Origin of the sequence: Sphingobium psychrophilum (assembly GCF_012927105.1) — a bacterium.
GTDB lineage: Bacteria > Pseudomonadota > Alphaproteobacteria > Sphingomonadales > Sphingomonadaceae > Sphingobium > Sphingobium psychrophilum.
In genome coordinates this window covers 212,230-236,343 of the sequence record NZ_JABBFV010000006.1, presented here as the reverse complement: position 1 = coordinate 236,343, position 24,114 = coordinate 212,230, and the positions used below count along the sequence as shown (strand labels likewise).

Here is a 24,114-nt window from a genome sequence, read left to right as displayed (position 1 = left end):
CAGCCCATGAAAACCCTCCTCCTCGGCGCGGCCGCCACGGCGCTGGCGCTGGCCGCCACCATGGCGCAGGCCGACCAGCCGACGACGCCTTCAACAGCCCCGGCAAGCGCCGACAAGCCGACCTATGGCAGCTATGGCTTCGACGCCGCGGGCATGGACCCGTCGGTCAAGCCGGGCGACGATTTCTACGACTATGCCAACGGCACATGGGCGAAGAACACGCCAATCCCCGCCGACAAGTCCAATTATGGCGCGTTCAACACGCTGGACGACCTGTCGCGCACGCGGACCAGGGCAATATTGGAAAGCGCGCAGAAGGATAGCGGCAGCAAGATCGGCAACGCCTATGCCGCCTATATGGACGGCGCGACGGTCGAGGCGAAGGGGCTGGCCCCGATCAAGCCCTGGCTGGACGAGATCAAGAGCGTCACCGACCTGGCCGGCTATGCCAAGGTCGCGGCCAAGGGCGCCCGCGCCGGCGTGCCCGGCCCGTTCCGCTTCTATGTGGGGCAGGACGATAAAGACCCCGAAACCTACATCCTGGCGATGAGCCAGAGCGGCCTGGGCCTGCCCGACCGCGACTATTATCTGGATCAGGGCGAGAAGATGGCGGCGATCCGCACCGCCTATGTCGCGCATCTGGAAAAGATGCTGACCCTGGCGGGCGAAAGCGACGCCAAGGCGCGCGCCGCGGCGCTGATGGCGTTCGAAACCGAGATCGCCAAGGTCCATTGGAGCCAGGTCGAGAGCCGCGACGCGGACAAGACCTATAATAAGATGACGCTGGCCGACTTGCAGAAGGCAGCGCCCGGTTTCGACTTCGCCGCCTATTATAAGGCGAACGGTCTGACCCCCGCCAGCCTGCTGGTCGCCCAGCCCAGCGCCGTGACCGGTGAAGCCGCGCTGATCGCCAGGATGCCGATCGGGGTTCTGAAGGACGCGCTGATGCTGTCCAGCCTGCATGCCTATGCCGGCTATCTGCCCGACAGCGTCGCCAATGCCGACTTCGCCTTTTACGGCACCACCCTGTCGGGCACGCCGGAGCGCGAGGAACGGTGGAAGCGCGGCGTCACCTTCCTCAAGGAATCGCTCGGCGAGGAAGTCGGCAAAGTCTATGTCGCCCAATATTTCCCGCCCGAAACCAAGGCGGCGATGGATGTGCTGGTCAAAAACGTCCTGTCCGCCATGGGCCGGCGCATCGACGGCCTGCCGTGGATGAGCGACACGGCCAAGGCGCGCGCCCACAAGAAACTGGCCGCCTTCACGCCCAAGATCGGCTATCCCGACAAGTGGCGCGACTATGCGGGGCTGGAGGTCAAGCGCGACGACCTGCTGGGCAATGCGCAGCGTTCGAACCAGTTCGAATTCGACTATAATATCGGCAAGCTGGGCAAGCCCATCTATCGCTGGGAATGGGGCATGACCCCGATGGAGATTAACGCCTACGCCAATTTCGGCATGGTCGAGATCGTATTTCCCGCCGCCATCCTGCAACCGCCCTTCTTCGATCCAAAGGCCGACCCTGCGGTCAATTATGGCGGCATCGGCGCGGTGATCGGCCATGAACTGAGCCATCATTTCGATGATCAGGGCGCGAAATATGACGAAACGGGCAAGCTCAACCAGTGGTGGACCGACCAGGACGTCGCCAATTTCAAGGCACTGACCACCAAGCTCGGCACGCAATATGACGCCTATGAGCCTTTCCCCGGCGCGCATGTGAAGGGCGCCTTCACCATGGGCGAAAATATCGGCGACCTGGGCGGCCTGGCGGTCGCGCTCGACGCCTATCATGCCTCGCTGGGCGGGAAGGCCGCGCCGGTGATCGACGGCATGACCGGCGACCAGCGCTTCTTCCTGGGCTGGGCGCAGGTGTGGCGGCGCAATTATCGCGAGGCGAATCTGCGCCAGCGACTGGTCACCGATCCGCACGCGCCGTCGCAATATCGCGCCGACATCGTGCGCAATTTCGATGCCTGGTATGATGCGTTCAAGCCTGCGCCGGGCGGCAAAATCTATCTGGCACCCAAGGATCGCGTGAAGATCTGGTAATATCCCACGATCGCCCCGGACCGTTTTGCGGATCCGGGCCGATCGTGCTTTCGCACCTGCGAACGGCGCTGCGGCGGATCGCGCCTGTGGCAGGACGAGCTGTTTTGCCGAGTCCCGTTATCCCTCGAATCCCACAACTCGCCGTTCAGCCCTCTCCTGCCCGGAACGATTCCAACCCTTTGGTCGTCTGTTCATCAGTATTTCGGTCAAGAGGAGAAGAAAGTTGACGGGTCTCAACACCAGTAAATTTCTGAAGGTAGGCATTGCGTCGATCGCGCTGTTCGCCGCTTACCCCGCCCTTGCGCAGGATGCCGCTGCCCCTGCAGCACCAGCCACGCCCGCGGCACCAGCCGCGCCCGCAGCAGGTGCCAGCAATTTCAGCGACGGCGATATCAAGCTGTTTGCCGCCGCGGCGGTCGAGGTGACCAAAATCCAGTCGGACGCATCGATTGCCGAGGCCGAAAAGCAGCCCAAGATGCTGGCCGCGTTGCAGGCGTCCGGCCTGCCGCCCGAAAAGTTCAATCAGATCGGGCAGGCCGCGGCTGCGGACCCAGCGCTGCAACAGCGCATCCAGGCCGCCGCGCCGCCGGCTCCGGCAGCGCCCGCTGCACCGGCAGCCCCGGCGGCTCCCGCGCAGCCGCAGCAGTAGTCAGATGAAAAGGGCCGGTCACAGACCGGCCTTTTTTATGGCGCTCCGCGGCCCGGCCCACCCGGATTGTTCCGACGGCATCGAAAAATATCGGGGGTGACGAACCAGCCCCGCACCGGCTAACCCGTTGCAATGCAGCAATTGGCACTTTCCATCGCGCTGATCGGCATTTTGGGCATCGGCGCCCAATGGATTGCCTGGCGAACCGGTTGGCCCGCTATCGCATTGATGCTGGCAGCCGGCGTGATCGGTGGCCCCGTTCTGGGGCTGATCCATCCCCATGGGGTGTTCGGCGACCTGCTTGAACCGATGGTGTCGGTGGCGGTCGCGCTGATCCTGTTCGAAGGCGGCCTCAGCCTCAATTTCCGCGAATTGCGCAAGACCGACGGTGCCGTCACCCGGCTGGTGTTGCTGGGATCGCCGATCGGCTGGGTGCTAGGATCGCTGGCCTGCTATTATATCGCCGGGCTGGTGTGGCCGGTCGCGATCCTGTTCGCCGGGATATTGGTCGTCACCGGCCCCACCGTGGTGCTGCCGCTGCTGCGCCAGTCCAATGTTGCGGCGCGGCCGCGCGCGATCCTGAAATGGGAAGCGATCGTCAACGACCCCACTGGCGCGTTGCTAGGGGTCGTCACCTACGAATATCTGCGCCGTTCGGGCGAAGGCAGCAGTTTGGCGGCGGTCATACTGTCGTTGATTGCCGCCGCGATTGTCGCCGGTCTGATCGGCTGGCTGGCGGCGCGGGCGATCGGCTGGCTGTTCCCGCGCGGGCATGTGCCGGAATATCTCAAGGCCCCGGTGCTGCTGGTCGCCGTCATCAGCGTGTTCGTCGGATCAAACATGATCCAGCAGGAAACGGGGCTTCTCGCCGTCACCGTGATGGGCGTGGCGCTGGCCAATATGCGGCTCGATTCGCTGCGCGATATCCAGCCGTTCAAGGAAAATGTCACCGTTCTGCTGATTTCGGGCGTGTTCGTGATCCTCTCTGCCTCGCTCGACCTGGAGGTGCTGCGCCAGTTTGAATGGCGCTTCCTGGCCTTCCTGCTGGCGCTGCTGTTCCTCGTCCGCCCGGCGACGGTCTTGCTGAGCCTGGCTTTTTCGCCCGTGCCCTGGAACGAACGGCTGCTGGTCGCCTGGATCGCGCCGCGCGGCATCGTCGCGGTCGCCATTTCGGGGTTGTTCGCGCTGCGGCTCGATCGGCTGGGCTATAGCGACGGGTCGATCCTGGTCACCCTGTCCTTCGCCGTGGTCGTAGCGACGATCGTCTTCCACGGATTTTCGATCAAGCCGGTCGCGCGCTGGCTCAAAGTGACCGGCGCCGCCGAACAGGGGCTGCTGATCGTCGGGGCGACGCCCTTCACCCTGGGCCTGGCCGCCCAGTTGCGCCAGCTGGATGTGCCGGTGACGATCGCCGACAATAGCTGGCAGCGGCTGGCCCCTGCCAGGCATCAGGGCATAGCGACCTATCATGGCGAGATATTGTCGGAGGCAACCGAGGAGCGACTGGACCTGACCCAGTTCCAGGTGCTGGCAGCCGCGACCGATAATGAGGCTTATAACGCCCTGGTGTGCAACGAATTCGCGCCCGAAATCGGGCGTGACAATGTGCATCAGCTTGGCGACGCCAGCGACGATCATGATCCGCGCAGCCTGCCCGAATCGCTGCGCGGGCGCGCGCTGTTCGCGTCGGGCCATGGCGTGGAGGACATCATGCAGCGGGAGGAACAGGGCTGGACGTTCCGCAAGACGCGGATCAGCGAGCAGTTCGACTATGACGCTGCGCGCGCGGCTTTGCCGCCGGAAGGCGACATGCTGCTGCTGTTGCGCAAGACCGGGGCGCTGCGCTTCTTCACCCATGCGTCACGTCCCACCCCCCAGCCGGGCGACACGATCCTGTCCTATGTGCCGCCCGCCCAGCCCCGGCGACAAGGAGAGGAAGAATGAGAAGATTCGCGCCCGCACCCATTATCTTGTGCGCCACCCTTGCCGCCTGCCAGCCGCCTCAGCAGACGCCTGCCGCCAATGCGATGAACGAGGCGGATAATAGCGTCGCGGCCAATGAGGCCGAGCCGCAACGATCGATCCTGCGCCCCGAAGTCGTGCCCGAATTCGAAACGCCCAGGATCGAACCGGCAAAAGCGGTGATCGGCTTCGGCGCGTCGCCCATGGCGCTGGACGAGACAGCGAAGGCGACAGTACAAACGCTGCTCGCCAGCCCGGCGATGCAGGCCGGCGGGCCGATCATACTGCGCGGCCATAGCGATTCGCGCGGCGCCGACGGCGACAACAAGGTCGCGTCCCGCATCCGCGCCGAAAAGGTCCGCGACTATATGGTGGCAAAGGGCGTGGACAAGGCGCGCATGACCCTCGTCGCGCTGGGCGAGGCCCGCCCGGTTGCCCCCAATGCGCAGGAGGATGGCAGCGACGATCCCGACGGCCGGGCGAAGAATCGCCGGGTCGAAGTGACGGTCGCGCCGCCCGCCATCATCGTGCCGCCGCCGGTGGTACCGAACGCGGCCGAAGCGGCAAAGCCATAGATTTGGCTGGCAGGGCGGCTTAAGGAAGGCGTCATGACATCCCCCGTCTGGCACCCCTTCACCCAGCATGGCCTCAATGAGCCGATCCCCCATGTCGTGCGCGCGCAGGGCGCGTTGCTGCATCTGGCCGATGGCGGCACGCTGATCGACGCGATTTCAAGCTGGTGGGTGACGACCCATGGCCATTGCCATCCGCGCATCGCCGCCGCGATCGCGGCGCAGGCGGAGCAGCTGGATCAGCTGATCTTCGCTGGCTATACCCATGATCCGGCCGAAACCGTGGCGCGCGGCCTGATCGACCTGGCCCCGCGTGGCGAGGGGCAGCCGGAGCTGCGCCATGTCTTCTATTCCGACAGCGGATCGACCGCGGTCGAGGTCGCGCTGAAAATGGCACTGGGCTATTGGCATAATCTCGCCCTGGATGGCTTGGCGAAAGCCCGCAGCCGCATCCTTGTGCTGGAACATAGCTATCATGGCGACACGATCGGCGCGATGTCGATCGGCGAACGCGGCGTCTATAACGCCGCATGGCAGCCCTTGCTGTTCGATGTCGGCACCGTCCCCTTTCCCACGCCCGTCCATGAGCAGGCCTGCCTCGATGCGCTTGACGCCGCCTGCGCCGACAAGCCCGCCGCCTTCATCGTCGAACCGCTGATTTTGGGCGCGGGCGGGATGCTGATCTACCCTGCCTGGGTATTGCGCGAGATGGCCGCGATCTGCCGCCGCCATGGCGTGCTGTTCATCGCCGACGAAGTCATGACCGGCTGGGGCCGCACCGGCACGCTCTTCGCCTGCGAACAGGCGGGCGTCGTGCCGGACATCATGGCGGTGGCCAAGGGGATCACCGGCGGCGCGATCCCGCTGGCCGCAACGCTGGCGACCGCGCCGATCTTCGACGCGCACCGATCGACCGACCGCGCCCGGCTGTTCTACCATTCGTCCAGCTACACCGCCAACGCCATCGCCTGCGCAGCTGCGGTCGCCAATCTGGCGATCTGGCGCGAGGAGGATGTGCTGGGCCGTACCGCCGCGCTGGCGCAGGGCATCGCGACGCGACTCGAACGGCTCGCCGGCCACCCCGCCTTCGCCAATCCGCGACAGTTGGGCACGATCGCCGCGATCGACCTTGTCGCTGCCGATGCGGGCTATCTGTCCGATCTGGCGCCGCGGCTGCGCGCCTTCTTCCTTGAACGCGGCATCTTGATAAGGCCGCTGGGCAACACGATCTACCTGATGCCGCCCTATTGCCTCGATGACGATCAGCTCGATCATATCTTCCTGGCGCTCGCCGCAGCAGGCGATCATTTCGGCGGATAAAGGCTTGGCTTCCATTTCCCGCAATTTGGCGCTATGGCGGCGCGATTTTGTGAATTCGGGATAATATGGCTAAAGAAGAACTGCTTGAAATGCGCGGACAGGTTGTGGAGCTTCTCCCCAACGCCATGTTCCGTGTCCGGCTTGAAAATGACCACGAGATTCTCGGCCACACCGCCGGCAAGATGCGCAAGAACCGCATCCGCGTGCTGGTGGGTGACGAAGTGCTTGTCGAGCTGACCCCCTACGACCTGACCAAGGGTCGGATCACGTACCGCTTCAAATAAGCCGCTCATAGATGCGGCTCATTCTTGCTTCGGCTTCTCCTAGACGGCATGACCTTCTGGGACAGATTGGCATCGTCCCCGATGCCGTCGATCCCGCCGATATCGACGAAACGCCCCGCAAGGCCGAACTGCCCGCCCTCTATGCCGCGCGCGTCGCGGCAGAAAAGGGCGTGGCCGTTGCGGCCCGGCATCCCGGCGCATTGGTTCTGTCGGGCGATACGGTCGTGGCCGTCGGCCGCCGCATCCTGCCCAAGGCGGAAAGCGAAGCGGAGGCGCGCGCCTGCCTGACCTTGCTGTCCGGGCGGCGGCATCGGGTGCTGAGCGCGATCACGCTGATTGATGGCGATGGACGGGCGCGGCATCGGATGTCGGACAATATCGTCATCTTCAAGCGGCTGGATCAGGCCGAGATCGACGTCTATATCGCCAGCGACGAATGGCGCGGCAAGGCGGGCGGCTATGCTATACAGGGCCGCGCCGCTGGCCTCATCCGCACCATCATGGGCAGCCACAGCGCGATCATGGGCCTGCCGCTTTACGAAACCCGCACGCTGCTCAAGGCAGCGGGCTATCCATTGGACTAAGACATGGCCGAGTGGCTCTATGAAGAAGGCATTGGCGAGGCGCGGGCCGCGTTGATCGAAAAGGGCAAGCTGGTCGAGGCGCTGATCGAACGCGAGGGCGACGCCGTGCGTCCAGGCGCGGTGGCGCAGGGTCGGCTGGTCGCCACCATCATCCCCAAAAAGCGCGGCATCGTGCGGCTGATATCGGGCGAGGAAGTCCTGCTGGAACCGATCCCGCCCCGGCTGGCCGAAGGCGCCAATGTCCTGGTGGAGATCATCCGCGAGGCGATTCCCGAGGAAGGCCGACCCAAGCGCGCCAAGGGCCGGATGCCCCAGCCGGGCGCCAAGCCCCATGCCGGTCCCAGCCTGTTGCAGCGCATCCGCGCCACCGGCACGCCCGTCGTCCCCTGCCCCGCGCATGAGGAAGACCGGCTGGAAGCGCATGGCTGGAGCGAGTTGATGGAAGAGGCGATGAGCGGTGAGGTGGGCGCGGAAGACGCCGCGCTGCGCCTGTTCCTGACCCCCGCCATGCTGCTGATCGACGTCGACGGATCGCTGCCGCCCGCGCAGCTTGGCCCCAAAGGCGCGAAACTCGCCGCCCAGACGGTGCGCCGCATGGGGCTTTCGGGGTCGATCGGGATCGACCTGCCGACGATGAACAACAAGGACGAGCGGATGGTCGCCGCGGCGCAGATCGACAAATATCTGCCGCTGCCGTTCGAGCGTACCGCGGTCAACGGCTTCGGCTTCCTCCAGATCATCCGCCGCCGCGAGCGCGCCAATCTGATGGAAATCGTGCGCGAAGACCCGGTGCTGACGGCCGCGCTGGCGCTGCTGCGCCGGGCCGAACGGCACGGGCAGGGCGGCGGCGCGACGATCACCGCCATGCCCGCGATCATCGACCTGCTACACAAGCGGCAGGACTGGATCGAGCAGCTGGCCAAGCGCCGCGGCGGCGCGATCACCCTGGCGGCGGATGCAGTTCTTGACCTGGCGGGCGGTCATGTCGCCTAAACCAGCCTCCTGCCCGGTCTGTCGCCAGCCCGCCCAGCCCGCGACGAAGCCCTTTTGCAGCGCCGCCTGCCGCGACCGCGACCTGCTGCAATGGCTGGGCGAGGGCTATCGCGTGCCGGGCCAACCCGCCGAGGAAGGCGATCAAAAAAACGGCAATTATGGGCTGGACAGCGAGCCGGATTGACGCTTATAGGCACGCCTCCATCCGGCGGGAGCCTCCTGCCGAAGACCCCTGCCCGGGTAGCTCAGTTGGTAGAGCATGCGATTGAAAATCGCAGTGTCGGCGGTTCGAATCCGTCCCCGGGCACCACATTCCCCCATATCGATCGACCAGCCGCAGGAGCTGGTTCACCGCTTGCTTACCATTTCGCGCTACAGCCGCGGATATGAGCAAGGCCGACCCCTGTCCGAAATCCGCCGTCAGCCATGGTGTCGGCATCGCCGGCCTGATGGGCCTTGGCCTCTGGACGCTGGTGGCGCGCCATTATGGCATGAACGGGCCCAATGCGGGCCTGGCCGCCGTGGTCGCTTGCGGGCTGCCCATGGTGCTGTGGTCGCTGATCGTGGACAAGGTGCATCGCAACGCATCGACCGGGATCGATTGGCGCGGGCCAGCGCGGAGCGTGCGCGACGTGCTGGACATCAGCATCGTCAAGATCGCCGGGCTATGGGCGACCTGGCTCGCCATCGCCATCTTCTATTGCATCGCGCGCTGGTATTGGAGCGGCAATTACCGCTTTTCGATGGATTTGTTCATGGCGGCCGCGCCATGGCTGCTGGCCCTGTCCGTACCCTATATCATCTGGATCGACCGGCGGCTGGTGGAGCCAAAGGACGCCTGCTTCAGCTTTGGCCAATGGGTGATCGGCGGCGTGGCGGGGCAGGCCGACATGGTTCAGGTCGGTCACCATGCCCGCGCCTGGGCGGTGAAGGGCTTCTTCCTAGCCTTCATGGTGTCGATCGTGCCGGGCAATTTCGCCAGCGTGGTCGAATGGCGGATCGAGGACGCGCTGGACAATCCGATCGCGTTGGCCGGCTTCCTGATCGCGGTCATGTTCATGATCGACGTCTGCCTGGCGACGGTCGGCTACATCCTGACCTTCAAGCCGCTGGATTCGCACATCCGCACCGCCAATCCTTTCCTGAGCGGCTGGCTGGCGGCGCTGATCTGCTACCCGCCCTTCGTGCTGATGGGCGGTGGCGGGCCGCTCGACTATCATGCCGGCGGTGCCGAGTGGGACCATTGGACGCAGGGGTCGAGCGCGCTGCAATGGCTGCTGGGCGGCTGGCTGGTGCTGCTGACGGCGCTCTACGCCTGGGCGACGGTGGCGTTCGGCCTGCGCTTTTCCAACCTGACCCATCGCGGCATATTGACCCATGGTCCCTATCGCTGGACGCGGCACCCGGCCTATCTGTCTAAGAACCTGTTCTGGTGGTTTTCCGCCCTGCCTTTCCTGTCGGTCAGCGGATCGCTGGCGGACATGGTACGCAATTGCGCGATGCTGGGGCTGACCAATGCGGTCTATTATTGGCGCGCGAAGACCGAGGAGCAGCATCTGTCGGCCGACCCCGACTATCGCGCCTATAGCGACTGGATGGAGCGCCACGCGCCGGTGCCGCGCTTCTTCGCCTGGGTGACGGGGAAGAAGCACGAGACGGCAGCGATCGCGCCACAGCCGGCAGAATAGAAAAATGTGCTCCGGCGAAGGCCGGAGCCTAGTTCCGCCGCGGCGCTTTACCGCAACGGCAGGACTGGATTCCGGCCTGCGCCGGAAAACAGCGTCCCTCAGAAACTCTCTTCCTCATAGACCTTGCTCAGATCGCCCTGCCATTCGCTATGATAGCGTTCGAGCAGCCGTTCGGCGTTGGTCTTGCCGGACGCGACCACTTCGTCCAGAAACGACAGATAGCCGGTTTCATTGTCGCCGGCGCCGTTGAGGCGCGCGCGCGATGCCAAGCCGGAACGGGCGATATCGACGACCTGCGCCGCAATATCGCGCAACTTGCGACCGCCACCGATCGGCGCGTCCAGCCCCAGTTTCGGCACGGAATCGCGCAATATCTGCCGTTCCTCCATGGTCCAGTCCTTGACCACGTCCCACGCCGCGTCGAGCGCGCCCTGATCGTAAAGCAGGCCCACCCACAGCGCCGGCAGCGCGCAGATGCGGTTCCACGGCCCGCCATCGGCGCCGCGCATTTCTAGGAAGCTCTTCATCCGCACTTCTGGGAAGGCGGTGGAGAGATGATCCTCCCAATCCTTTTCCGTGGGCTTTTCGCCGGGCAGGACGGACAACCTGCCGTCGAGGAAATCGCGGAAGCTGTGGCCCGACGCATCGATATATTTGCCGTCGCGATAGACGAAGTACATCGGCACATCGAGCGCATAGTCGGCATAGCGTTCATAGCCAAAGCCGTCTTCGAACACGAAGGGCAGCATCCCGGTGCGGCCCGGATCGGTGTCCGACCAGATATGGCTGCGATAGGACAGGAAGCCATTGGGCTTGCCTTCGGTAAAGGGCGAATTGGCGAACAGCGCGGTGGCCAGCGGTTGCAGCGCCAGCGAGGTACGGAATTTCTGCGCCATATCGGCTTCGCTGCCATAGTCCAGATTGGTCTGGATGGTGCAGGTGCGCAGCATCATGTCGAGGCCCATCGACCCCACGCGCGGCATGTGCCGCAGCATGATCTCGTAACGCCCCTTGGGCATGATCGGCAATTCGGCGCGCGTCTTGTCCGGCCACATGCCCAGGCCCAAAAAGCCCAAGCCCAGCATGTCGCCGACATATTTCACCTGTTCCAGATGGCGGCCGGTTTCGGCGCAGGTCTGGTGCAGATTTTCGAGCGGCGCGCCCGATAATTCCAGTTGGCCCGCCGGTTCCAGGCTGATCGTGCCGTCGGTGCCGGACAGGGCGATGATATTCTCGCCCTCGAACACCGGGTTCCAGCCATAGCGGGTCAGGCCAATCAGCAGCGTGTGGATGCCGCCCTTTTCTTCATAGGAGGGGGCGTGATGGTCGCGGCGATTATAGACGAATTTCTCGTGCTCGGTCCCGATCCGCCAGCGGTCCTTGGGCTTTTCGCCTTTGGAAAAGGCCGCGATCAGTTGGTCGCGATTCTCGATGACGGGATCATGGTCCCCGGAGTCGGTTCTAGTGCTCATGCCCCGCCCTTACTGCTTCCCCTTGGCCCGTCAAACAAAGTCGGGCGATCACCACATAGGGCTTGGCCTTGAGCGCTTCAATCCAATAGCGGAATGAAACTAATTCCAGTCGCCATTCAGCGCCATCCAGGCCGCCGTCGCGGCGAGCGCGGCGGTTTCCGCGCGCAGGATGCGCGGGCCAAGCGATACCGGCACCGCGCCCGGCGTGGCGCGGATCGCGTCGCGCTCGGCAGGATCGAATCCGCCCTCCGGCCCGACCAGGAAGGCGGCGGGACCGGGATGGGCGCGCAGCGTGGCGTCCAGCGCTGCGCCGCCGGTTTCGTCGGCGAAAAACAGGTGGCGATCGGCCGGCCAGCTTTTGAGCAAGGCGTCGAGCTTCACCATGTCGGCCAGATCGGGCAGCGCGGTGCGGCCGCATTGCTCAGCCGCCTCAACCAGATGGCTGTGCAGCCGGTCGAGGTTCAGCTTGTCCACCACCGCGCGGCGGGTGAGCACCGGCTGGAGCCGGGCGACGCCCAATTCGCACGCCTTTTCCGCGATCAGGTCGATCCGCCCCTTCTTGATCGGCGCGCAGCAGAGCCAGAAATCGGGCACATGTTCGGGCGGCTTGGTCTGTTGCACACAGTCCAGCACCAGATCGCGCTTGCGGATGTCGCGGACCCGCGCCGCCCATTCGCCCGACCGGCCATCGAACAAAAGGACGATGTCGTCGGGTTTCACCCGCATGACGCTGATCAGATAATGGGCCGGATTGCCGTCGATCGGCACCGCGACCCCCTCCCCCAACTGGGTTTCGACATGGAGTCGCGGCGCGCTTTGTGGCGGCCAGGCGGGCGTTGCGGTCATTTTGTCTCTTCCGGTTCGGCCGCGCTTGTGGTCGGCCCGTTCTTCCCTAAAGAGAAGAGGCGGGCTTCCACAAGCTCATGCGAACGGAGTCACGGTGAATCAGACGACGGTTAAACAGGTGATCGTCCCCGACAGCGAAGCGCGCGGCCTGCTGGCGCGCCTGCCGGACACGCCGCGCATATTGGCGCAACTGGCGCGGTTCGACCGGCCGATCGGCTGGTGGCTGCTGTTCTGGCCGGGCGCCTGGGCCGTGGCGCTGGCGGGCGGCGGCCTGGCCCGCTGGCCGCTGATCGGCTGGCTGCTGCTGGGCAGCATCGCGATGCGGGGCGCGGGCTGCGTGTTCAACGATATTGTCGATCGCGACCTCGACCGCAAAGTGGCGCGCACCGCCGCCCGGCCGCTGGCGAGCGGGGCGATGTCGGTTAAGGTGGCCTGGGCCTGGCTGCTAGCGCTGTGCCTTATCGGCCTGATCGTGTTGTTGCAGTTGCAGCGTTACGCGCAGGTCGTGGCGCTCGGTAGCCTGGCGCTGGTGGCGGCCTATCCCTTCATGAAGCGGATCACCGGCTGGCCGCAGGTCTGGCTGGGGCTGGTCTTTTCCTGGGCGGCGCTGGTCGGGTGGAGCGAGGTCATGGGCGCGCTCAGCCTGCCCGGCCTGCTGCTCTATGCGGGAACCATTTTCTGGGTGGTGGGCTATGACACCATCTACGCGCTGCAAGACCGGGAGGATGATGCGCTGATCGGAATCGGATCGAGCGCCTTGTCGATGGGGCGGTATGTGCGGGGCGGCGTGACGCTCTGCTATACGCTGGCGCTGGCTTTATGGGCCTGCGCCATCTGGCAGGTGCAGGGCCAGATGCTGGCGCTCGCCGCGCTGCTGCCGATCGCCGCGCATCTGCTGTGGCAAGTTGCGACGCTTAAGGAGGATGGCGTCGATCCACTGTCCAAATTCCGGTCCAATCGTTTTGCGGGGTTGCTGATGTTTCTGGGTTGTCTGGTCGTGGGGAGCAGCGTCGCATGACGCCGCAGCCGGGGGAAGATTGCTGGCGCATTGCACGCGCCGAGCGGGCAAGCGTCATCATCGACGCCGACAATTATTTCCGCAATGCCCGCGCCGCGATGATCAAGGCCAAGCGGCGGATCATGCTGATCGGTTGGGATTTCGACGCCGCGATCAGCCTGATCCGCGAAGATGAGGTCGATGACGGCGCGCCTGCGGTAATCGGCGATTTCATCAGCTGGCTGGTGGACCGCACGCCCGAACTGGAGATTTTCCTATTGCGCTGGGATGTCGGCGCCATGAAGTCGATGGTGCGGCCGACCAACCTGTTCACGACGCTGAAATGGATGGCCCATCCGCGCGTCACCGTGAAGCTGGACAGCCATCACCCGCCCGCCGCCTCGCACCATCAGAAGATCGTGGTGATCGACGATTGCTTCGCTTTCTGCGGCGGCATCGATATGACCGGCGATCGGTGGGACACGCGCCATCATCGCGACGAGGAGCCGGGTCGGCATCATCCCGACGGATCGCCTTATGGTCCCTGGCATGACGCGACCACGGCCCTATCCGGCCCGATCGCGGCGGCGCTGGGCGAACATGCGCGTAACCGCTGGGCGGGCGCGGGCGGCGATCCGCTGGAGCCGATCGAGGGCGTGCAGGATTGCTGGCCCGACAAGTTGCCGGTGCAGTTCGAAGGCGTCGATATCGCCATCGCCCGCAGCGCACCGAAGATGGACGACCAGGACGAACTGATCGAGATCGAGCGGCTCTACCTGAACCAGATCGCGGCGGCGAAGCGGCATATCTATGCCGAAAGCCAATATTTCGCGTCGCGCCGCATCGCCGAAGCGATTGTGAAGCGGCTGGCCGAGGCGGACGGGCCGGATATCGTCATCGTCAATCCAGAGCAGGCCGACGGCTGGCTGGAGCAGCAGGCGATGGATACGGCGCGCGCGCGGCTGTATGAAGCGCTCAAGAGCCGCGATCCGCACGGCCGCTTCCGCATATATCACCCCTTCACCCAGCGCGGCGCGCCCATCTATGTCCATGCCAAGGTGCTGATCGTCGATGACCGGCTGATCCGGGTCGGATCGTCCAATATGAACAACCGGTCGATGCGGCTGGACACCGAATGCGACATTTGTATCGACACGCAGCTACCCGGCAATGACGGGCGGCAGGCGACGATCCTCAAGATCCGCGACGACCTGATCGCCGAGCATCTCGACCTGCCCGCCGAGCGGGTGTCGGCGGTGATCGCCGAACGCGGGCTGGTCGCGGGGATAGAGGAATTGCGGCAGAAGCCGGGCCGGACGCTGCGCCCCTATGTGACCCCGGACCTCAACGACGTGCAGGCGTGGATCGCGGACAATGAAGTGCTGGACCCCGAAGGACCGGAGGAGATGTTCGAGGCGGTCAGCGAACGCGGCCTGTTCCGCCGGATGAAGGGCTGGTTCGGCCGCAACTGACGTCCGTCGGGGCTATTTGCGCAGCAGGAACACGGCATGCTCGGCGAACAGGTTCGCGTTGGCATGGGTGGTTTCCCTGTCGCCCTTCAGGAACCATTGGCCATCTATGGTCCAGCCCCGCTCCTTCACCAGCGCCCGGAAATCGTCGACCGTCACATGATGGATGTTGAGCGTATCATACCAGGTGTCGGGCAGCAGCCGCGTCACCGGCATCCGCCCGCCCCAGAGCAGCGAAATCCGCCCGCGCCAATGCGCGAAATTGGGGAAGGACACGAACGCCTGCCCGCCGATGCGCAGCAATTCCTCCACCACCAGGTCGGGCCGCCGCGTCGTCTGGAGTGTCTGGCTCAATATCGCATAATCGAAACTGGCGTCGGGATAATAGCCAAGGTCGGTGTCAGCGTCGCCCTGCACCACCGACAGGCCGCGGCCCACGGCAGCCGCGACGTTGGAGCCATCGATCTCCAGCCCGCGCGCATCGACCTGGGCATTGTCGCGCAACGCCGCCATCAGCGCCCCGTCGCCGCAGCCCACGTCCAGCACCCGCGCGCCCTGCCGCACGGTCCGCGCGATCAGGGCCAGGTCCGGCCGCAACGTCTCGCTCATGCCCGCCCGCCCTTCAGGAATCCGTCCACCACCCGGTTGAGTTCGGGACATTCCAGCAGGAAGGCGTCATGGCCGAACGGGCTGGACAGTTCCACGAAACTGGCCTGCGCGCCCGACGCATTGAGCGCGTGGACGATGATCCGCGATTCGGCGGTGGGATATAGCCAGTCGGTATCGAAACTGACGAGGCAGAAGCGCGCCTTGGTGGCGGTGAACGCCTTGGCCAGCGACCCGCCATGATCGTCGGCAATGTCATAATAGTCCATCGCCCGCGTGATGTAGAGATAGCTGTTGGCGTCGAACCGCTCGACGAAACTCAACCCCTGATGCCGCAAATAGCTTTCCACCTGGAAATCGGCGTCGAAGCCGAAGGTCTTGGCCCCGTTCGGATTTTCCGGCCGCCCCTGCAATCGCCGCCCGAATTTCTCGGTCAGGCCCGCTTCGGACAGATAAGTGATATGCGCGGCCATGCGCGCGACGGCCAGCCCCGCGCTCGGCACCTGCCCATCGGCATAATAATCGCCCCCGCGCCAGTGCGGATCGGCCATGATCGCCTGCCGCCCGACCTCGTGGAACGCGATATTCTGCGCGCTGTGCCGCGCAGTGGAGGCGATGACGATGCAGCTTTCGACCCGGTCGGGGAAGAGCGTGGGCCAGGTCAGCGCCTGCATCCCCCCCATCGACCCGCCGATGACTGCGCTCAGCCGCTCCACGCCCAGATGATCGAGCAACGCCGCCTGCGCGCGCACCATGTCGGCGATGGTCAGCACCGGAAAGCGCATGGCGTGCGGGTCGCCCGTCGCCGGATCGATGCTGGCCGGGCCGCTCGACCCCATGCAGCTGCCGATGACGTTGGAACAGACGATGAAATGGCGCGCCGGATCGACCGGCTTGCCTACCCCCACCAGCCGCCACCACCAGCCCGGCTTGCCAGTGACGGGATGGTCGGATGCGACATATTGATCGCCGGTCAGCGCATGGCAGATCAGGATGACGTTGGACTTGTCCGCATTCATCGCGCCATAGGTTTCATAGGCGATATCGACCGGCCCCAGCCGCGCGCCGCTGGACAGGTTCAGGGGGGTGGTCAGGCGGGCCTGACGACGCAGGCCGAACCGGCTGTCTTCGCTGATGGGAACGCTGGCCATGACCTGAGCGGCGCTAGGACCGCGACCGGGCGCTGTCAATCGGAGCCGTCGATCGGCGGCCTCAAACCGGCGCGGTGGGGATGGGGGAGAAGCGGGTCACTGACGCTCGCGCCGGCCAGCATCGTTGCCGCGAGCGCCGCCAAGGCCTTGTCGAAAGGGGGGAAGCGGGACTTGCGGGACGGCTAGGTATAGCCCGATGGCGGCCGTTTCACGGCGACGGAAAACCCCGCCCGTGGGGTTGTCGGGCGCTTTCACAATCCGACGGTGTTTTTCGAACATCAAATCAGGCGTGCAGCGCCGTTCATTCAAACTGCCGAACTACGCCTGACAATCGTGTGTTTGCCGTCACTGCGATTTCGTCAATGACCAAAAATCGTAAGCGCGAAAATCTAGGACACCAAGCTTGTTCGCGAGTGCATCTGAATTTGTTGTTGATGCTCCATCCAGCTGAGTTTTCATTTGTGGACCGGCCCACGGTAGAATCGAGGCAATATCGTCGTTGACGGGATCATCGGTGATTTCGACAGTGACGGAATGTAATTTCACCCCAAGTTCGCTTTTGAAATCAACAGGAGGCACTGCCCTTACCGTCTCGGGCCTCCTGATATTCTCGAATATTACGAACATAGGGTAATGCTTTGGCGGAAGCTCTGCCTTTCCTTTCGCTTGCGTAAGCGCACGATGGACCCGATGATAATTTGATCTGTCGGCAGGAAGCTGGTGATCGAACGCCCAAAAGGGCGCTGCCGATTTGAAGTTGGTCGGGTTTAGTCCATTATCCCGCAATAATGCAAATATGTAGCGGCCATCTGGGAGTTTGATGGCTACAGCATTACCAAGGATACGGTGGTGTAACATGCCAATACTGCGTTGATCGACCGTCAGCACTTCAATGACGCTAGAACCGCTGCGTATTCCGGTAGGTGTCTCAACCTCTACGGTTAGCCTGTAACGAAAGGTTGGCAAGGAGGTGGAACAGCCTGCTAATGCCACTATACAAGCCATCACAATACAGCGGAAAATCATGCCTGCCATCCGCTCCAATTGAGACGCAGGATCGCAATATCTGCTCTACCCTTAAAAAGTTGCTGAACTTTCCGCATTTGGCGACAAACAGGTGTTTCCCATGAACGTCCGCTTCCGAGCATCCCACATTCCACAATGAATGGCTGGCATTATTCGCGTAAAGACCAACCGCTTCTCGTCCGCAAAAACGCCGTTCCAACAGGCTTCCAATGTAGGATAATCTCTGATCTATCCTGGCAGATGGAACCGCCTTTTCCTCCCGATGCGCGCCGCGCCACCGCCGCATTGCCGACGCGGCGCACGACCGTCGCGGCACTGACGCGCAACAGGCGCGTCGGTGTGACCCATCCGTTACCCTGGCGGGGCCTAGCCGGGTCTTTGCAACGACTTCCCCATGGCTTTTCGTCCAAAAAGCCCGACAACGGTGTGAACTTCGCTCGTCGCGCCGAAACCGCCATATTGCCTGCCACTTTGCCTTTGGCGCGGAAGGCGCTAAAGCCGCGCTCCATGACACAGACCGCTATAAAACCTGCGCCCAAGGACTGGATTCTCGGCATTTCCGCTTATGTGCCGGGCAAGTCCGCCACCGATGACGGCCGCCCGCTCATCAAACTGTCGGCCAATGAAAATCCGCTGGGCACTGGCGCCGCCGCGCGGGCGGCCCTCGTCGCCGCCACGGCCGACCTTGCCACCTATCCCGATCCGGGCGCCACGAAGCTGCGCGAGGCGATCGGCGCGGTCCATGGGCTTGATCCCGAACGGATCATCTACGGCACCGGATCGGACGAACTGCTGCACATCGCCGCCTCCGCCTATGCCGGGCCGGGCGACGAGATCCTTTATGTCCGCTACGGCTTTGCCGTCTATGACATCGCCGCGCGACGCGTGGGCGCGACCCCGGTGATCGCGCCGGACAAGGATTACGCCACCGACGTCGATGCGCTGCTCGCGGCGGTGACGGACAAGACCAGGGTCGTCTTCCTCGCCAACCCCAATAATCCGACCGGCACGATGACCAGCCGCGCAGAGATCGCCCGTCTCCACGCCGGGCTGCGCCCCGACATCCTCTTTGTGCTCGATCAGGCCTATGCCGAATATCTGGACGCGGATGAGGATGATGGCGGGCTGGAACTGGCGAAAAACGCATCCAACATCTTCGTCACCCGCACCTTCTCCAAAATCCACGGCCTTGCCGCCGAACGGATCGGCTGGGGCTATGCCAGCGCGGAGGTGATCGACATCCTCCACCGCATCCGCGCGCCGTTCAACGTGACGACCGCCGGACAGGCAGCGGCGGTCGCGGCGATCAATGACAGCGAATGGGTCGCCTTCAGCCGGACCCACACCGCCCGCTGGCGCGAATGGCTGGCGGGTGAGGTCGCATCCCTGTCCAACCACGGCCTGCGGGTCGTGCCCAGCAAGACCAATTTCCTGCTGATCCTGTTCGATGGTAAGCTGACCGCTGAGGCTGCGATGAAGGGGCTGTGGGACGAAGGCTATGCCACCCGCTGGCTGCCCGGCCAGGGGCTGCCCAACGGCCTGCGCATCACCATCGGCACGAAGGCGCAGACCCGCGCCGTCGCGACCAAGCTGCGCGCCATGGCCGAATCGGCCTGACGCGATGCTGCCTTTCGCCCGCGTCACCATCATCGGCCTGGGCCTGATCGGCTCCTCGCTCGCCCGTGCGATCCGGGCGGACATGCCGACGGTGCGCGTCACCGGGCATGACGCCGACCCGGCGGTGCGAGACATCGCCCGGCGCATCGACCTGTGCGACGATGTGACCGACACGGCGGGCGCATCGGTGACGGATGCCGATCTGGTCATATTGTGCGTGCCGGTCCGCGCTATGGGCGCGGCGGCGGCGGAGATCGTCGATGACTTGCCCCTCGACGCGATCATCAGCGACGTGGGTTCCTGCAAGGCGGACGTGCTGGCGCAACTGAATGCGGCGCTGCCGGGCCGGACGATCATCCCGGCGCATCCGGTCGCAGGCACGGAAAATAGCGGGCCGGAGGCGGGCTTCGCCACCCTGTTCAAGGGCCGCTGGTGCATCGTCACCCCGCCCGCCGATGCCGATCCGGCGGCTGTGGAGCGGGTGTCCGAGCTATGGCGGCGCGTGGGCGCGGACGTCGAGACGATGGACCCGGCGCATCACGACCTGGTGCTGGCGGTGACCAGCCATCTGCCCCATCTGATCGCCTACACCATCGTCGGCACCGCCAGCGACCTGGAAAATGTCACCCAGTCCGAAGTCATCAAATATTCGGCCGGCGGCTTCCGCGACTTCACCCGGATCGCCGCGTCCGACCCGACCATGTGGCGCGACGTGTTCCTGGCGAACAAGGATGCGGTCCTGGAAATGCTCCAGCGCTTTTCGGAGGATCTATCCGCCTTGCAGCGGGCGATCCGCTGGAATGACGGCGACGCGCTGTTCAACCTTTTCACCCGCACCCGCGCGATCCGCCGGTCGATCATCGAACAGGGCCAGGACGATGCCAAGCCCGACTTCGGCCGTTCTCACTGATCCAGCGCCGATGGCGGGTTCAGGGCGTTGATCGCGGCATGGACCTGCCGCTCCGCCTCCCGGCGGTCCAGGCCGACGGGCACGATCTGCCCCACCTTATAGGTGATGACGCCAGCGCTTTTGAGAAATTTGCCGCGCGGCGACACCCGGCCGCTGTCGATGGCGATCGGCACGACCGGCAGGCCGAGCAGGCTGTAAAGCCCGGCAAAGCCAGCCCGCAGCGGCGGCGCCTCGCCATGGGGGACGCGGGTGCCTTCGGGGAAGAGGCAGATCGGCCGCCCCTGCGCGATGCGATCCTTGGCCGCCGCCCGCAACGTCCGCAACGCGCTCGCCCCGGCGGTCCGCTCGATCGGGATCAGGCCATAGACCTGCGCGACCCGGCCCCAGATGGGAATGTCGAACAATTCCCGCTTGGCTCCCACCGCGGGACTTTTGAACAGGCACAATATGTCGATCGTCTCGAACATCGATTCATGTTTGATGATGTACAGATAGGGACCGATCGGCAGGTCGCCCTCCACCCGCACCCTTTGCCCCAGCAGCCAATGGGCGCACCAGCGATGATAGCGGCTCCACACGGCCGCAATCGGCAGGACCGAAGACGGCATGAACCAGCTCGACAGCAGCGCGGACAGCACGATGAACAGGCTGCCGACATAAAAGACGAGCGTGAAAAGAAGGGAACGGATCGCGGTCAACATGCAAGCCTTGTCGTCAGATGCCGATCAGCGCGGCGATGCGGCGGAGAAGATATTTATTATATTCACGCGCCAATATGGTGAGGCTGGGGCGGCTGGGCACCGCGTCATAAACGATCGAGACCTTGCCGTCCGGCAGTGCCTGGCGCAGTTCCAGCGCGGCGCGGCGCATATGCCAGTCGGTGGTGATGAGGCGCACGGTCTTGTAATCGCGCCGTTCCAGCCAGCGCGCGGTTTCCAGACCGTTCGAGCGCGTGTCGATCGCCTCCCGGCCCAGCGTGATGCAGCAGCTCAGCAGCGCTTCGGGCGTCTTATATTCCGCCGCCAGCTCGACCGGGCGGACCGATCGATCGACGCCGGAGATCAGCATCCGCTTGGCTGCGCCGCTCTGGAGCAGCGCGATGCCGCGGTCGATACGCCCCGCGCCGCCGGTCAGCACGACGATGGCGTCGGTTCGGCGGCCGTCGAGCGGCTGGGGCAGGAAGATGGCGAACCAGACGAAGCCCAGCATCCAGGCCAGCAGCGTAACGGCGAGCAAGCGGACGATCACAGCGCCCGGCCCAGCGCGCGCAGCACGGTCCAGCGCGCCGTCAGAGTCGCCAGTACGACGCCGAAGATCGGCAGCGCCACCAGCAACAGCCAGCCGCGCGTGTCAAGGCTGACCGCGCCGACGACGTCCGATCCGGTCGCCGACAGCCGCAGGCCGATCAGCAGGATGACCAAAGCCGCGAAGGAAAAGCCGAGCGCCCCGCCCATCAGCGCGTCGATGCCGATGCGGCGCTGGAACAGGCGCGCGATCTGGACATCCGTCGACCCCATCAGGTGCAGCACGTCGATCGTGCCGCGATGGCTGTCATGCGCGCCCCGCGCCGCCAGCACCACGACCGCGCCGGTCGCCAGGATCATCAGCAGCACGACCCCGGCGGCCAGCCAGCCAAGCGCCGTCAGCAGTCCGGCAAGCGGCAGCAGGAAGGCGGCATGGGGTTCGATCCGCAGCTTGGGCGACAGGCCGCTGAGCAGCCGCCGCAGGCGGTCGAGCTTCGCGTCGGTATCGCCGGGCGTCAGCATGACGTCGATCAGCGCCGGCACCGGCAGGTCGCCGCTGGTCGCCGCTTCGCCGAGCCATGGACGCAACTGGTCGGCCAATTTGGCCGGATCGACCGGATCAGCGGCGCGCACGCCGTCGGCCCCTCGCAACGACTGCAACGTGCGGGCGGCGAGCTGGTCGCGCGCCTGCGCGTCGGCCTCCACCACCTGCACGCTGGCGCGGCCGGCCAGATCGGCGCTCATCGACCGGACGGCAGCGCCCAGGCCAAGGGCGGCCGCCGCGGCCAGCACGGTCAGGAACATCATGATCGCGATGATCCAGGGCATCGGCCCCGCCAGTCGGCCGCCCGGCAGCAGGCGATGGCGCGCGGCAGCAGCAGCCCTGCGATCGGCGCGGGTCGCCATCATGGCTTGTCCTGCGGCGGGCGGGGCGGATAGCGCAGCGATCCGGTCGGGTCGGCGAGCCGCCCCTTGTCCAGCCGCATCATATGGGCGCTCGACACTTGCGCGATCAGCGGCAGGTCATGGGTTGCGACGACGATGGTGGTGCCAAGGCGATTAAGTGCTTCGAACAAGCTCATCAGGCGGCGGGCCATGTCGGCATCGACGTTGCCGGTCGGTTCGTCCGCGATCAGGATTTCGGGGCGGCCGATCACCGCGCGGGCAATGGCGACGCGCTGCTGCTCCCCGCCCGACAGAGTGGCAGGGCGCGCCTGGCCGCGATCGCCCAGCCCCACCCAGTTCAGCATTTCGACGACGGGAGCGTCGATCTCCCCCTCCTCCATGCCCGATACCCGCAACGGCAGGGCGATATTGTCATAGGCGGACAGATGGGGGACGAGCCGGAAATCCTGAAACACCACGCCGATGCGGCGGCGGAAGCCGGGCAGACGCTTGCGGGGCAGCGTGACCACATCCTCCCCGAACAGGCGGATGACGCCGCGGCTGGGCCGCTGGGCAAGGTAGAGCAGCTTGAGCAACGACGTCTTGCCCGCGCCCGATGCGCCGGTCAGGAAATAGAAACCGCCGCCGGCAAGCGAGAAGCTGACGTCGGAGAGCGTCTCGCTGTCCAGACCATAGCGCAGGCCGACATTTTCGAACTGGACGATGGCCGACATGTCTTGAAATATCGCGCCGTCGCGCTCCCTGCGTATCGAAGCATCAGCCATGGCACAGCGGGCGGCCCGCCGTAAAGCCCGCGCCGCATATCGCCGCGAGTCGCGGTCGATTTGCACCGGCCGTCGTTGACCGCTTGCGTGCGAGTCCCTGCCATGCCTATGAAGCATCATGATCCTGGTGTGCCCTAATTGCGCGACGCGCTATGTCGTGCCGGACAGTGCGGTTGGTACGAGCGGCCGCCAGGTGCGTTGCGCCGCGTGCAAGCATAGCTGGTTCCAGGAACCGCCGTCCCTGCCGGAGCGCGAAGCGCCGCCTGCTCCGATCGCCGCACCCGTTGCGCCCGCGCCGGTTCCGCCGCCGCCCGTCGCTGCGCCAGCGCCTCCCCCGCCGCCCATTCCGCCAGTGGTCGATCCCGACATGGCTGCGGTTGCGCCTGTCGCGGTCGAGGAAGCACCTGCGGCCGAAGCGCCGCCGGTCGCGGCCCCCGCGGAAAACCGCTTCGACGACATCTATGCCGGCGCGCCCTCCAATCCGGTCGAGGAAAGCCGCTTCGCACCCGCGCCGCCCTTCAAGGCGCGCCGCAATCCGCTCAAGCTTTGGACCTATGCCGCTATCGGCTTTTGTCTGATCGTCGCGGCGGCGGGTGGGGCGTTCTTCTATTTTGGACCGCCCGCCTGGATGGTGTCGATAGGGCTGGTCGGCGAAGAGGGCGATCCGGACCTGCTCTTCTACCTGTCCAAGCCAGCCGAGCGGCGCAAGCTGCCGACCGGAGAGGAATATTTCGCCTTCGGCGCGCGGATCGTGAACAGCGGAACGCAGGCGCTGCCAGTGCCGCCGGTGCTGGTGCAGTTGCGTGACCGGCAGAACCGCCTGGTGTTCAGCTGGACCACCAAGGCGGACAAGAGCCGCCTGAAGCCCGGCGAAGAAGCGTCGATCAACGAGAGCCGGATCGACATTCCCAAAAACGCCGAGAATCTGTCGCTGACGTTCGTACAGTAAGGCGGTGGGCAGTTAGGCAGGCGGCGGACGTTCGCCCGCCCCTGCCCTTATTG

The 24,114-nt window shown here is 65.1% G+C and carries 24 protein-coding genes and 1 tRNA gene; 16 read left to right on the top strand and 9 right to left on the bottom strand.

The genetic code is table 11. The features are described 5' to 3' along the window. The first annotated feature begins 6 nt into the window (after positions 1 to 6). The 11 genes from HHL08_RS10990 (at position 7) to HHL08_RS10940 (ending at position 10,104) form a co-directional block, all read left to right on the top strand. Positions 7 to 2,052, top strand: a complete 2,046-nt coding sequence (locus HHL08_RS10990) for a M13 family metallopeptidase (RefSeq protein ID WP_169573129.1) — start codon at positions 7 to 9, stop codon at positions 2,050 to 2,052. Between the two features lie 223 nt (positions 2,053 to 2,275). Beyond that, a complete protein-coding gene (locus HHL08_RS10985) occupies positions 2,276 to 2,701 on the top strand; it encodes a DUF4168 domain-containing protein (protein ID WP_169573127.1) in 426 nt (141 codons plus the stop codon). Between the two features lie 132 nt (positions 2,702 to 2,833). Continuing rightward, positions 2,834 to 4,645 (top strand): cation:proton antiporter, encoded by a 1,812-nt coding sequence (locus HHL08_RS10980; RefSeq protein WP_169573125.1) that lies wholly within the window; start codon positions 2,834 to 2,836, stop codon positions 4,643 to 4,645. Beyond that, positions 4,642 to 5,238: an OmpA family protein gene (locus HHL08_RS10975; protein WP_169573124.1), complete on the top strand. Its 597-nt coding sequence runs from the start codon at positions 4,642 to 4,644 to the stop codon at positions 5,236 to 5,238. Before HHL08_RS10980 ends, HHL08_RS10975 begins: the two co-directional genes overlap by 4 nt. Before the next feature lie 33 nt (positions 5,239 to 5,271). Beyond that, positions 5,272 to 6,555, top strand: a complete 1,284-nt coding sequence (locus HHL08_RS10970; RefSeq protein WP_169573122.1) for an adenosylmethionine--8-amino-7-oxononanoate transaminase — start codon at positions 5,272 to 5,274, stop codon at positions 6,553 to 6,555. Positions 6,556 to 6,620: 65 nt separating this feature from the next. Continuing rightward, complete coding sequence (infA, locus tag HHL08_RS10965) at positions 6,621 to 6,839, top strand: translation initiation factor IF-1 (RefSeq protein WP_003049127.1); 219 nt, start codon at positions 6,621 to 6,623, stop codon at positions 6,837 to 6,839. An 11-nt stretch (positions 6,840 to 6,850) separates the two neighbouring features. Then, a complete protein-coding gene (locus HHL08_RS10960; RefSeq protein ID WP_169573120.1) occupies positions 6,851 to 7,423 on the top strand; it encodes a Maf family protein in 573 nt (190 codons plus the stop codon). Positions 7,424 to 7,426: 3 nt separating this feature from the next. After that, entirely contained in the window at positions 7,427 to 8,416 is a 990-nt protein-coding gene (locus HHL08_RS10955; protein ID WP_169573118.1) for a ribonuclease, read from the top strand. Beyond that, entirely contained in the window at positions 8,406 to 8,600 is a 195-nt protein-coding gene (locus HHL08_RS10950; protein WP_169573116.1) for a DNA gyrase inhibitor YacG, read from the top strand. Before HHL08_RS10955 ends, HHL08_RS10950 begins: the two co-directional genes overlap by 11 nt. Positions 8,601 to 8,650: 50 nt before the next feature. Further along, positions 8,651 to 8,726 (top strand) — tRNA-Phe (locus HHL08_RS10945). 76 nt (positions 8,727 to 8,802) lie between these two features. Next, positions 8,803 to 10,104, top strand: coding sequence for a methyltransferase family protein (locus HHL08_RS10940; protein WP_169573114.1), 1,302 nt, complete (start codon positions 8,803 to 8,805; stop codon positions 10,102 to 10,104). Between the two features lie 98 nt (positions 10,105 to 10,202). On the opposite strand, the gene HHL08_RS10935 is transcribed toward HHL08_RS10940, so the two are convergent. Then, complete coding sequence (locus tag HHL08_RS10935) at positions 10,203 to 11,576, bottom strand: glutamate--cysteine ligase (RefSeq protein WP_169573111.1); 1,374 nt, start codon at positions 11,574 to 11,576, stop codon at positions 10,203 to 10,205. Positions 11,577 to 11,675: 99 nt separating this feature from the next. Then, the gene (locus HHL08_RS10930) at positions 11,676 to 12,422 is read right to left on the bottom strand and encodes a 16S rRNA (uracil(1498)-N(3))-methyltransferase (protein WP_169573109.1); all 747 of its coding nucleotides are present in this window, start codon (positions 12,420 to 12,422) and stop codon (positions 11,676 to 11,678) included. A gap of 94 nt (positions 12,423 to 12,516) precedes the next feature. On the opposite strand from HHL08_RS10930, the gene ubiA reads away from it, so the two are divergent. Beyond that, complete coding sequence (ubiA, locus tag HHL08_RS10925; protein ID WP_169573107.1) at positions 12,517 to 13,440, top strand: 4-hydroxybenzoate octaprenyltransferase; 924 nt, start codon at positions 12,517 to 12,519, stop codon at positions 13,438 to 13,440. Further along, entirely contained in the window at positions 13,437 to 14,891 is a 1,455-nt protein-coding gene (locus HHL08_RS10920; protein WP_169573105.1) for a phospholipase D-like domain-containing protein, read from the top strand. The genes ubiA and HHL08_RS10920 overlap by 4 nt, the downstream gene beginning before the upstream one ends. A gap of 12 nt (positions 14,892 to 14,903) precedes the next feature. Here the strand turns inward: HHL08_RS10920 and metW are convergent, their stop codons facing one another. The 3 genes from metW to HHL08_RS10905 form a co-directional block, all read right to left on the bottom strand. Beyond that, positions 14,904 to 15,497, bottom strand: a complete 594-nt coding sequence (gene metW, locus HHL08_RS10915) for a methionine biosynthesis protein MetW (RefSeq protein ID WP_169573104.1) — start codon at positions 15,495 to 15,497, stop codon at positions 14,904 to 14,906. Then, on the bottom strand, positions 15,494 to 16,645 hold the full coding sequence (gene metX, locus HHL08_RS10910) for a homoserine O-acetyltransferase MetX (protein WP_169573102.1): 1,152 nt from the start codon (positions 16,643 to 16,645) through the stop codon (positions 15,494 to 15,496). Before metX ends, metW begins: the two co-directional genes overlap by 4 nt. Before the next feature lie 345 nt (positions 16,646 to 16,990). Then, on the bottom strand, positions 16,991 to 17,680 hold the full coding sequence (locus HHL08_RS10905; protein WP_169573100.1) for a hypothetical protein: 690 nt from the start codon (positions 17,678 to 17,680) through the stop codon (positions 16,991 to 16,993). Positions 17,681 to 18,178: 498 nt separating this feature from the next. Here HHL08_RS10905 and hisC point away from each other — a divergent pair, with 498 nt between their 5' ends. Both hisC and HHL08_RS10895 read left to right on the top strand, forming a co-directional pair. Next, the gene (hisC, locus tag HHL08_RS10900; protein WP_169573098.1) at positions 18,179 to 19,288 is read left to right on the top strand and encodes a histidinol-phosphate transaminase; all 1,110 of its coding nucleotides are present in this window, start codon (positions 18,179 to 18,181) and stop codon (positions 19,286 to 19,288) included. A 4-nt stretch (positions 19,289 to 19,292) separates the two neighbouring features. Further along, positions 19,293 to 20,198 carry a prephenate/arogenate dehydrogenase family protein gene (locus HHL08_RS10895; protein WP_169573096.1) on the top strand — a complete coding sequence of 302 codons (906 nt, stop codon included), beginning with the start codon at positions 19,293 to 19,295 and terminating at the stop codon, positions 20,196 to 20,198. Here HHL08_RS10895 and HHL08_RS10890 read toward each other — a convergent pair. Genes HHL08_RS10890 through ftsE form a run of 4 tightly spaced genes read right to left on the bottom strand, consistent with a single transcriptional unit; the run spans position 20,192 to position 23,061 of the window. Then, positions 20,192 to 20,899, bottom strand: coding sequence for a lysophospholipid acyltransferase family protein (locus tag HHL08_RS10890; RefSeq protein WP_169573094.1), 708 nt, complete (start codon positions 20,897 to 20,899; stop codon positions 20,192 to 20,194). The two genes, HHL08_RS10895 and HHL08_RS10890, sit on opposite strands and share 7 nt — an antisense overlap. Positions 20,900 to 20,912: 13 nt before the next feature. Then, positions 20,913 to 21,446 (bottom strand): YdcF family protein, encoded by a 534-nt coding sequence (locus HHL08_RS10885; RefSeq protein ID WP_169573092.1) that lies wholly within the window; start codon positions 21,444 to 21,446, stop codon positions 20,913 to 20,915. Then, positions 21,443 to 22,348 (bottom strand): cell division protein FtsX, encoded by a 906-nt coding sequence (locus tag HHL08_RS10880; protein WP_169573213.1) that lies wholly within the window; start codon positions 22,346 to 22,348, stop codon positions 21,443 to 21,445. The genes HHL08_RS10885 and HHL08_RS10880 overlap by 4 nt, the downstream gene beginning before the upstream one ends. After that, on the bottom strand, positions 22,348 to 23,061 hold the full coding sequence (gene ftsE / locus HHL08_RS10875) for a cell division ATP-binding protein FtsE (protein WP_169573090.1): 714 nt from the start codon (positions 23,059 to 23,061) through the stop codon (positions 22,348 to 22,350). The genes HHL08_RS10880 and ftsE overlap by 1 nt, the downstream gene beginning before the upstream one ends. 169 nt (positions 23,062 to 23,230) lie before the next feature. Here ftsE and HHL08_RS10870 point away from each other — a divergent pair, with 169 nt between their 5' ends. Further along, positions 23,231 to 24,061, top strand: coding sequence for a zinc-ribbon domain-containing protein (locus HHL08_RS10870; protein WP_169573088.1), 831 nt, complete (start codon positions 23,231 to 23,233; stop codon positions 24,059 to 24,061). The last annotated feature ends 53 nt before the right edge of the window (positions 24,062 to 24,114 follow it).

Excerpts from the sequence above, each read along its gene's own strand:
- HHL08_RS10990 (WP_169573129.1), top strand. The coding sequence starts at position 7 with ATGAAAACCCTCCTCCTCGGCGCGGCCGCCACGGCGCTGGCGCTGGCC.
- HHL08_RS10980 (WP_169573125.1), top strand. The coding sequence starts at position 2,834 with ATGCAGCAATTGGCACTTTCCATCGCGCTGATCGGCATTTTGGGCATC.
- HHL08_RS10975 (WP_169573124.1), top strand. The coding sequence starts at position 4,642 with ATGAGAAGATTCGCGCCCGCACCCATTATCTTGTGCGCCACCCTTGCC.
- HHL08_RS10970 (WP_169573122.1), top strand. The coding sequence starts at position 5,272 with ATGACATCCCCCGTCTGGCACCCCTTCACCCAGCATGGCCTCAATGAG.
- infA (WP_003049127.1), top strand. The coding sequence starts at position 6,621 with ATGGCTAAAGAAGAACTGCTTGAAATGCGCGGACAGGTTGTGGAGCTT.
- HHL08_RS10960 (WP_169573120.1), top strand. The coding sequence starts at position 6,851 with ATGCGGCTCATTCTTGCTTCGGCTTCTCCTAGACGGCATGACCTTCTG.
- HHL08_RS10955 (WP_169573118.1), top strand. The coding sequence starts at position 7,427 with ATGGCCGAGTGGCTCTATGAAGAAGGCATTGGCGAGGCGCGGGCCGCG.
- HHL08_RS10950 (WP_169573116.1), top strand. The coding sequence starts at position 8,406 with ATGTCGCCTAAACCAGCCTCCTGCCCGGTCTGTCGCCAGCCCGCCCAG.
- HHL08_RS10940 (WP_169573114.1), top strand. The coding sequence starts at position 8,803 with ATGAGCAAGGCCGACCCCTGTCCGAAATCCGCCGTCAGCCATGGTGTC.
- HHL08_RS10935 (WP_169573111.1), bottom strand. The coding sequence starts at position 11,576 with ATGAGCACTAGAACCGACTCCGGGGACCATGATCCCGTCATCGAGAAT.
- HHL08_RS10930 (WP_169573109.1), bottom strand. The coding sequence starts at position 12,422 with ATGACCGCAACGCCCGCCTGGCCGCCACAAAGCGCGCCGCGACTCCAT.
- HHL08_RS10920 (WP_169573105.1), top strand. The coding sequence starts at position 13,437 with ATGACGCCGCAGCCGGGGGAAGATTGCTGGCGCATTGCACGCGCCGAG.
- metW (WP_169573104.1), bottom strand. The coding sequence starts at position 15,497 with ATGAGCGAGACGTTGCGGCCGGACCTGGCCCTGATCGCGCGGACCGTG.
- metX (WP_169573102.1), bottom strand. The coding sequence starts at position 16,645 with ATGGCCAGCGTTCCCATCAGCGAAGACAGCCGGTTCGGCCTGCGTCGT.
- HHL08_RS10905 (WP_169573100.1), bottom strand. The coding sequence starts at position 17,680 with ATGGCAGGCATGATTTTCCGCTGTATTGTGATGGCTTGTATAGTGGCA.
- hisC (WP_169573098.1), top strand. The coding sequence starts at position 18,179 with ATGACACAGACCGCTATAAAACCTGCGCCCAAGGACTGGATTCTCGGC.
- HHL08_RS10895 (WP_169573096.1), top strand. The coding sequence starts at position 19,293 with ATGCTGCCTTTCGCCCGCGTCACCATCATCGGCCTGGGCCTGATCGGC.
- HHL08_RS10890 (WP_169573094.1), bottom strand. The coding sequence starts at position 20,899 with ATGTTGACCGCGATCCGTTCCCTTCTTTTCACGCTCGTCTTTTATGTC.
- HHL08_RS10880 (WP_169573213.1), bottom strand. The coding sequence starts at position 22,348 with ATGGCGACCCGCGCCGATCGCAGGGCTGCTGCTGCCGCGCGCCATCGC.
- ftsE (WP_169573090.1), bottom strand. The coding sequence starts at position 23,061 with ATGTCGGCCATCGTCCAGTTCGAAAATGTCGGCCTGCGCTATGGTCTG.
- HHL08_RS10870 (WP_169573088.1), top strand. The coding sequence starts at position 23,231 with ATGATCCTGGTGTGCCCTAATTGCGCGACGCGCTATGTCGTGCCGGAC.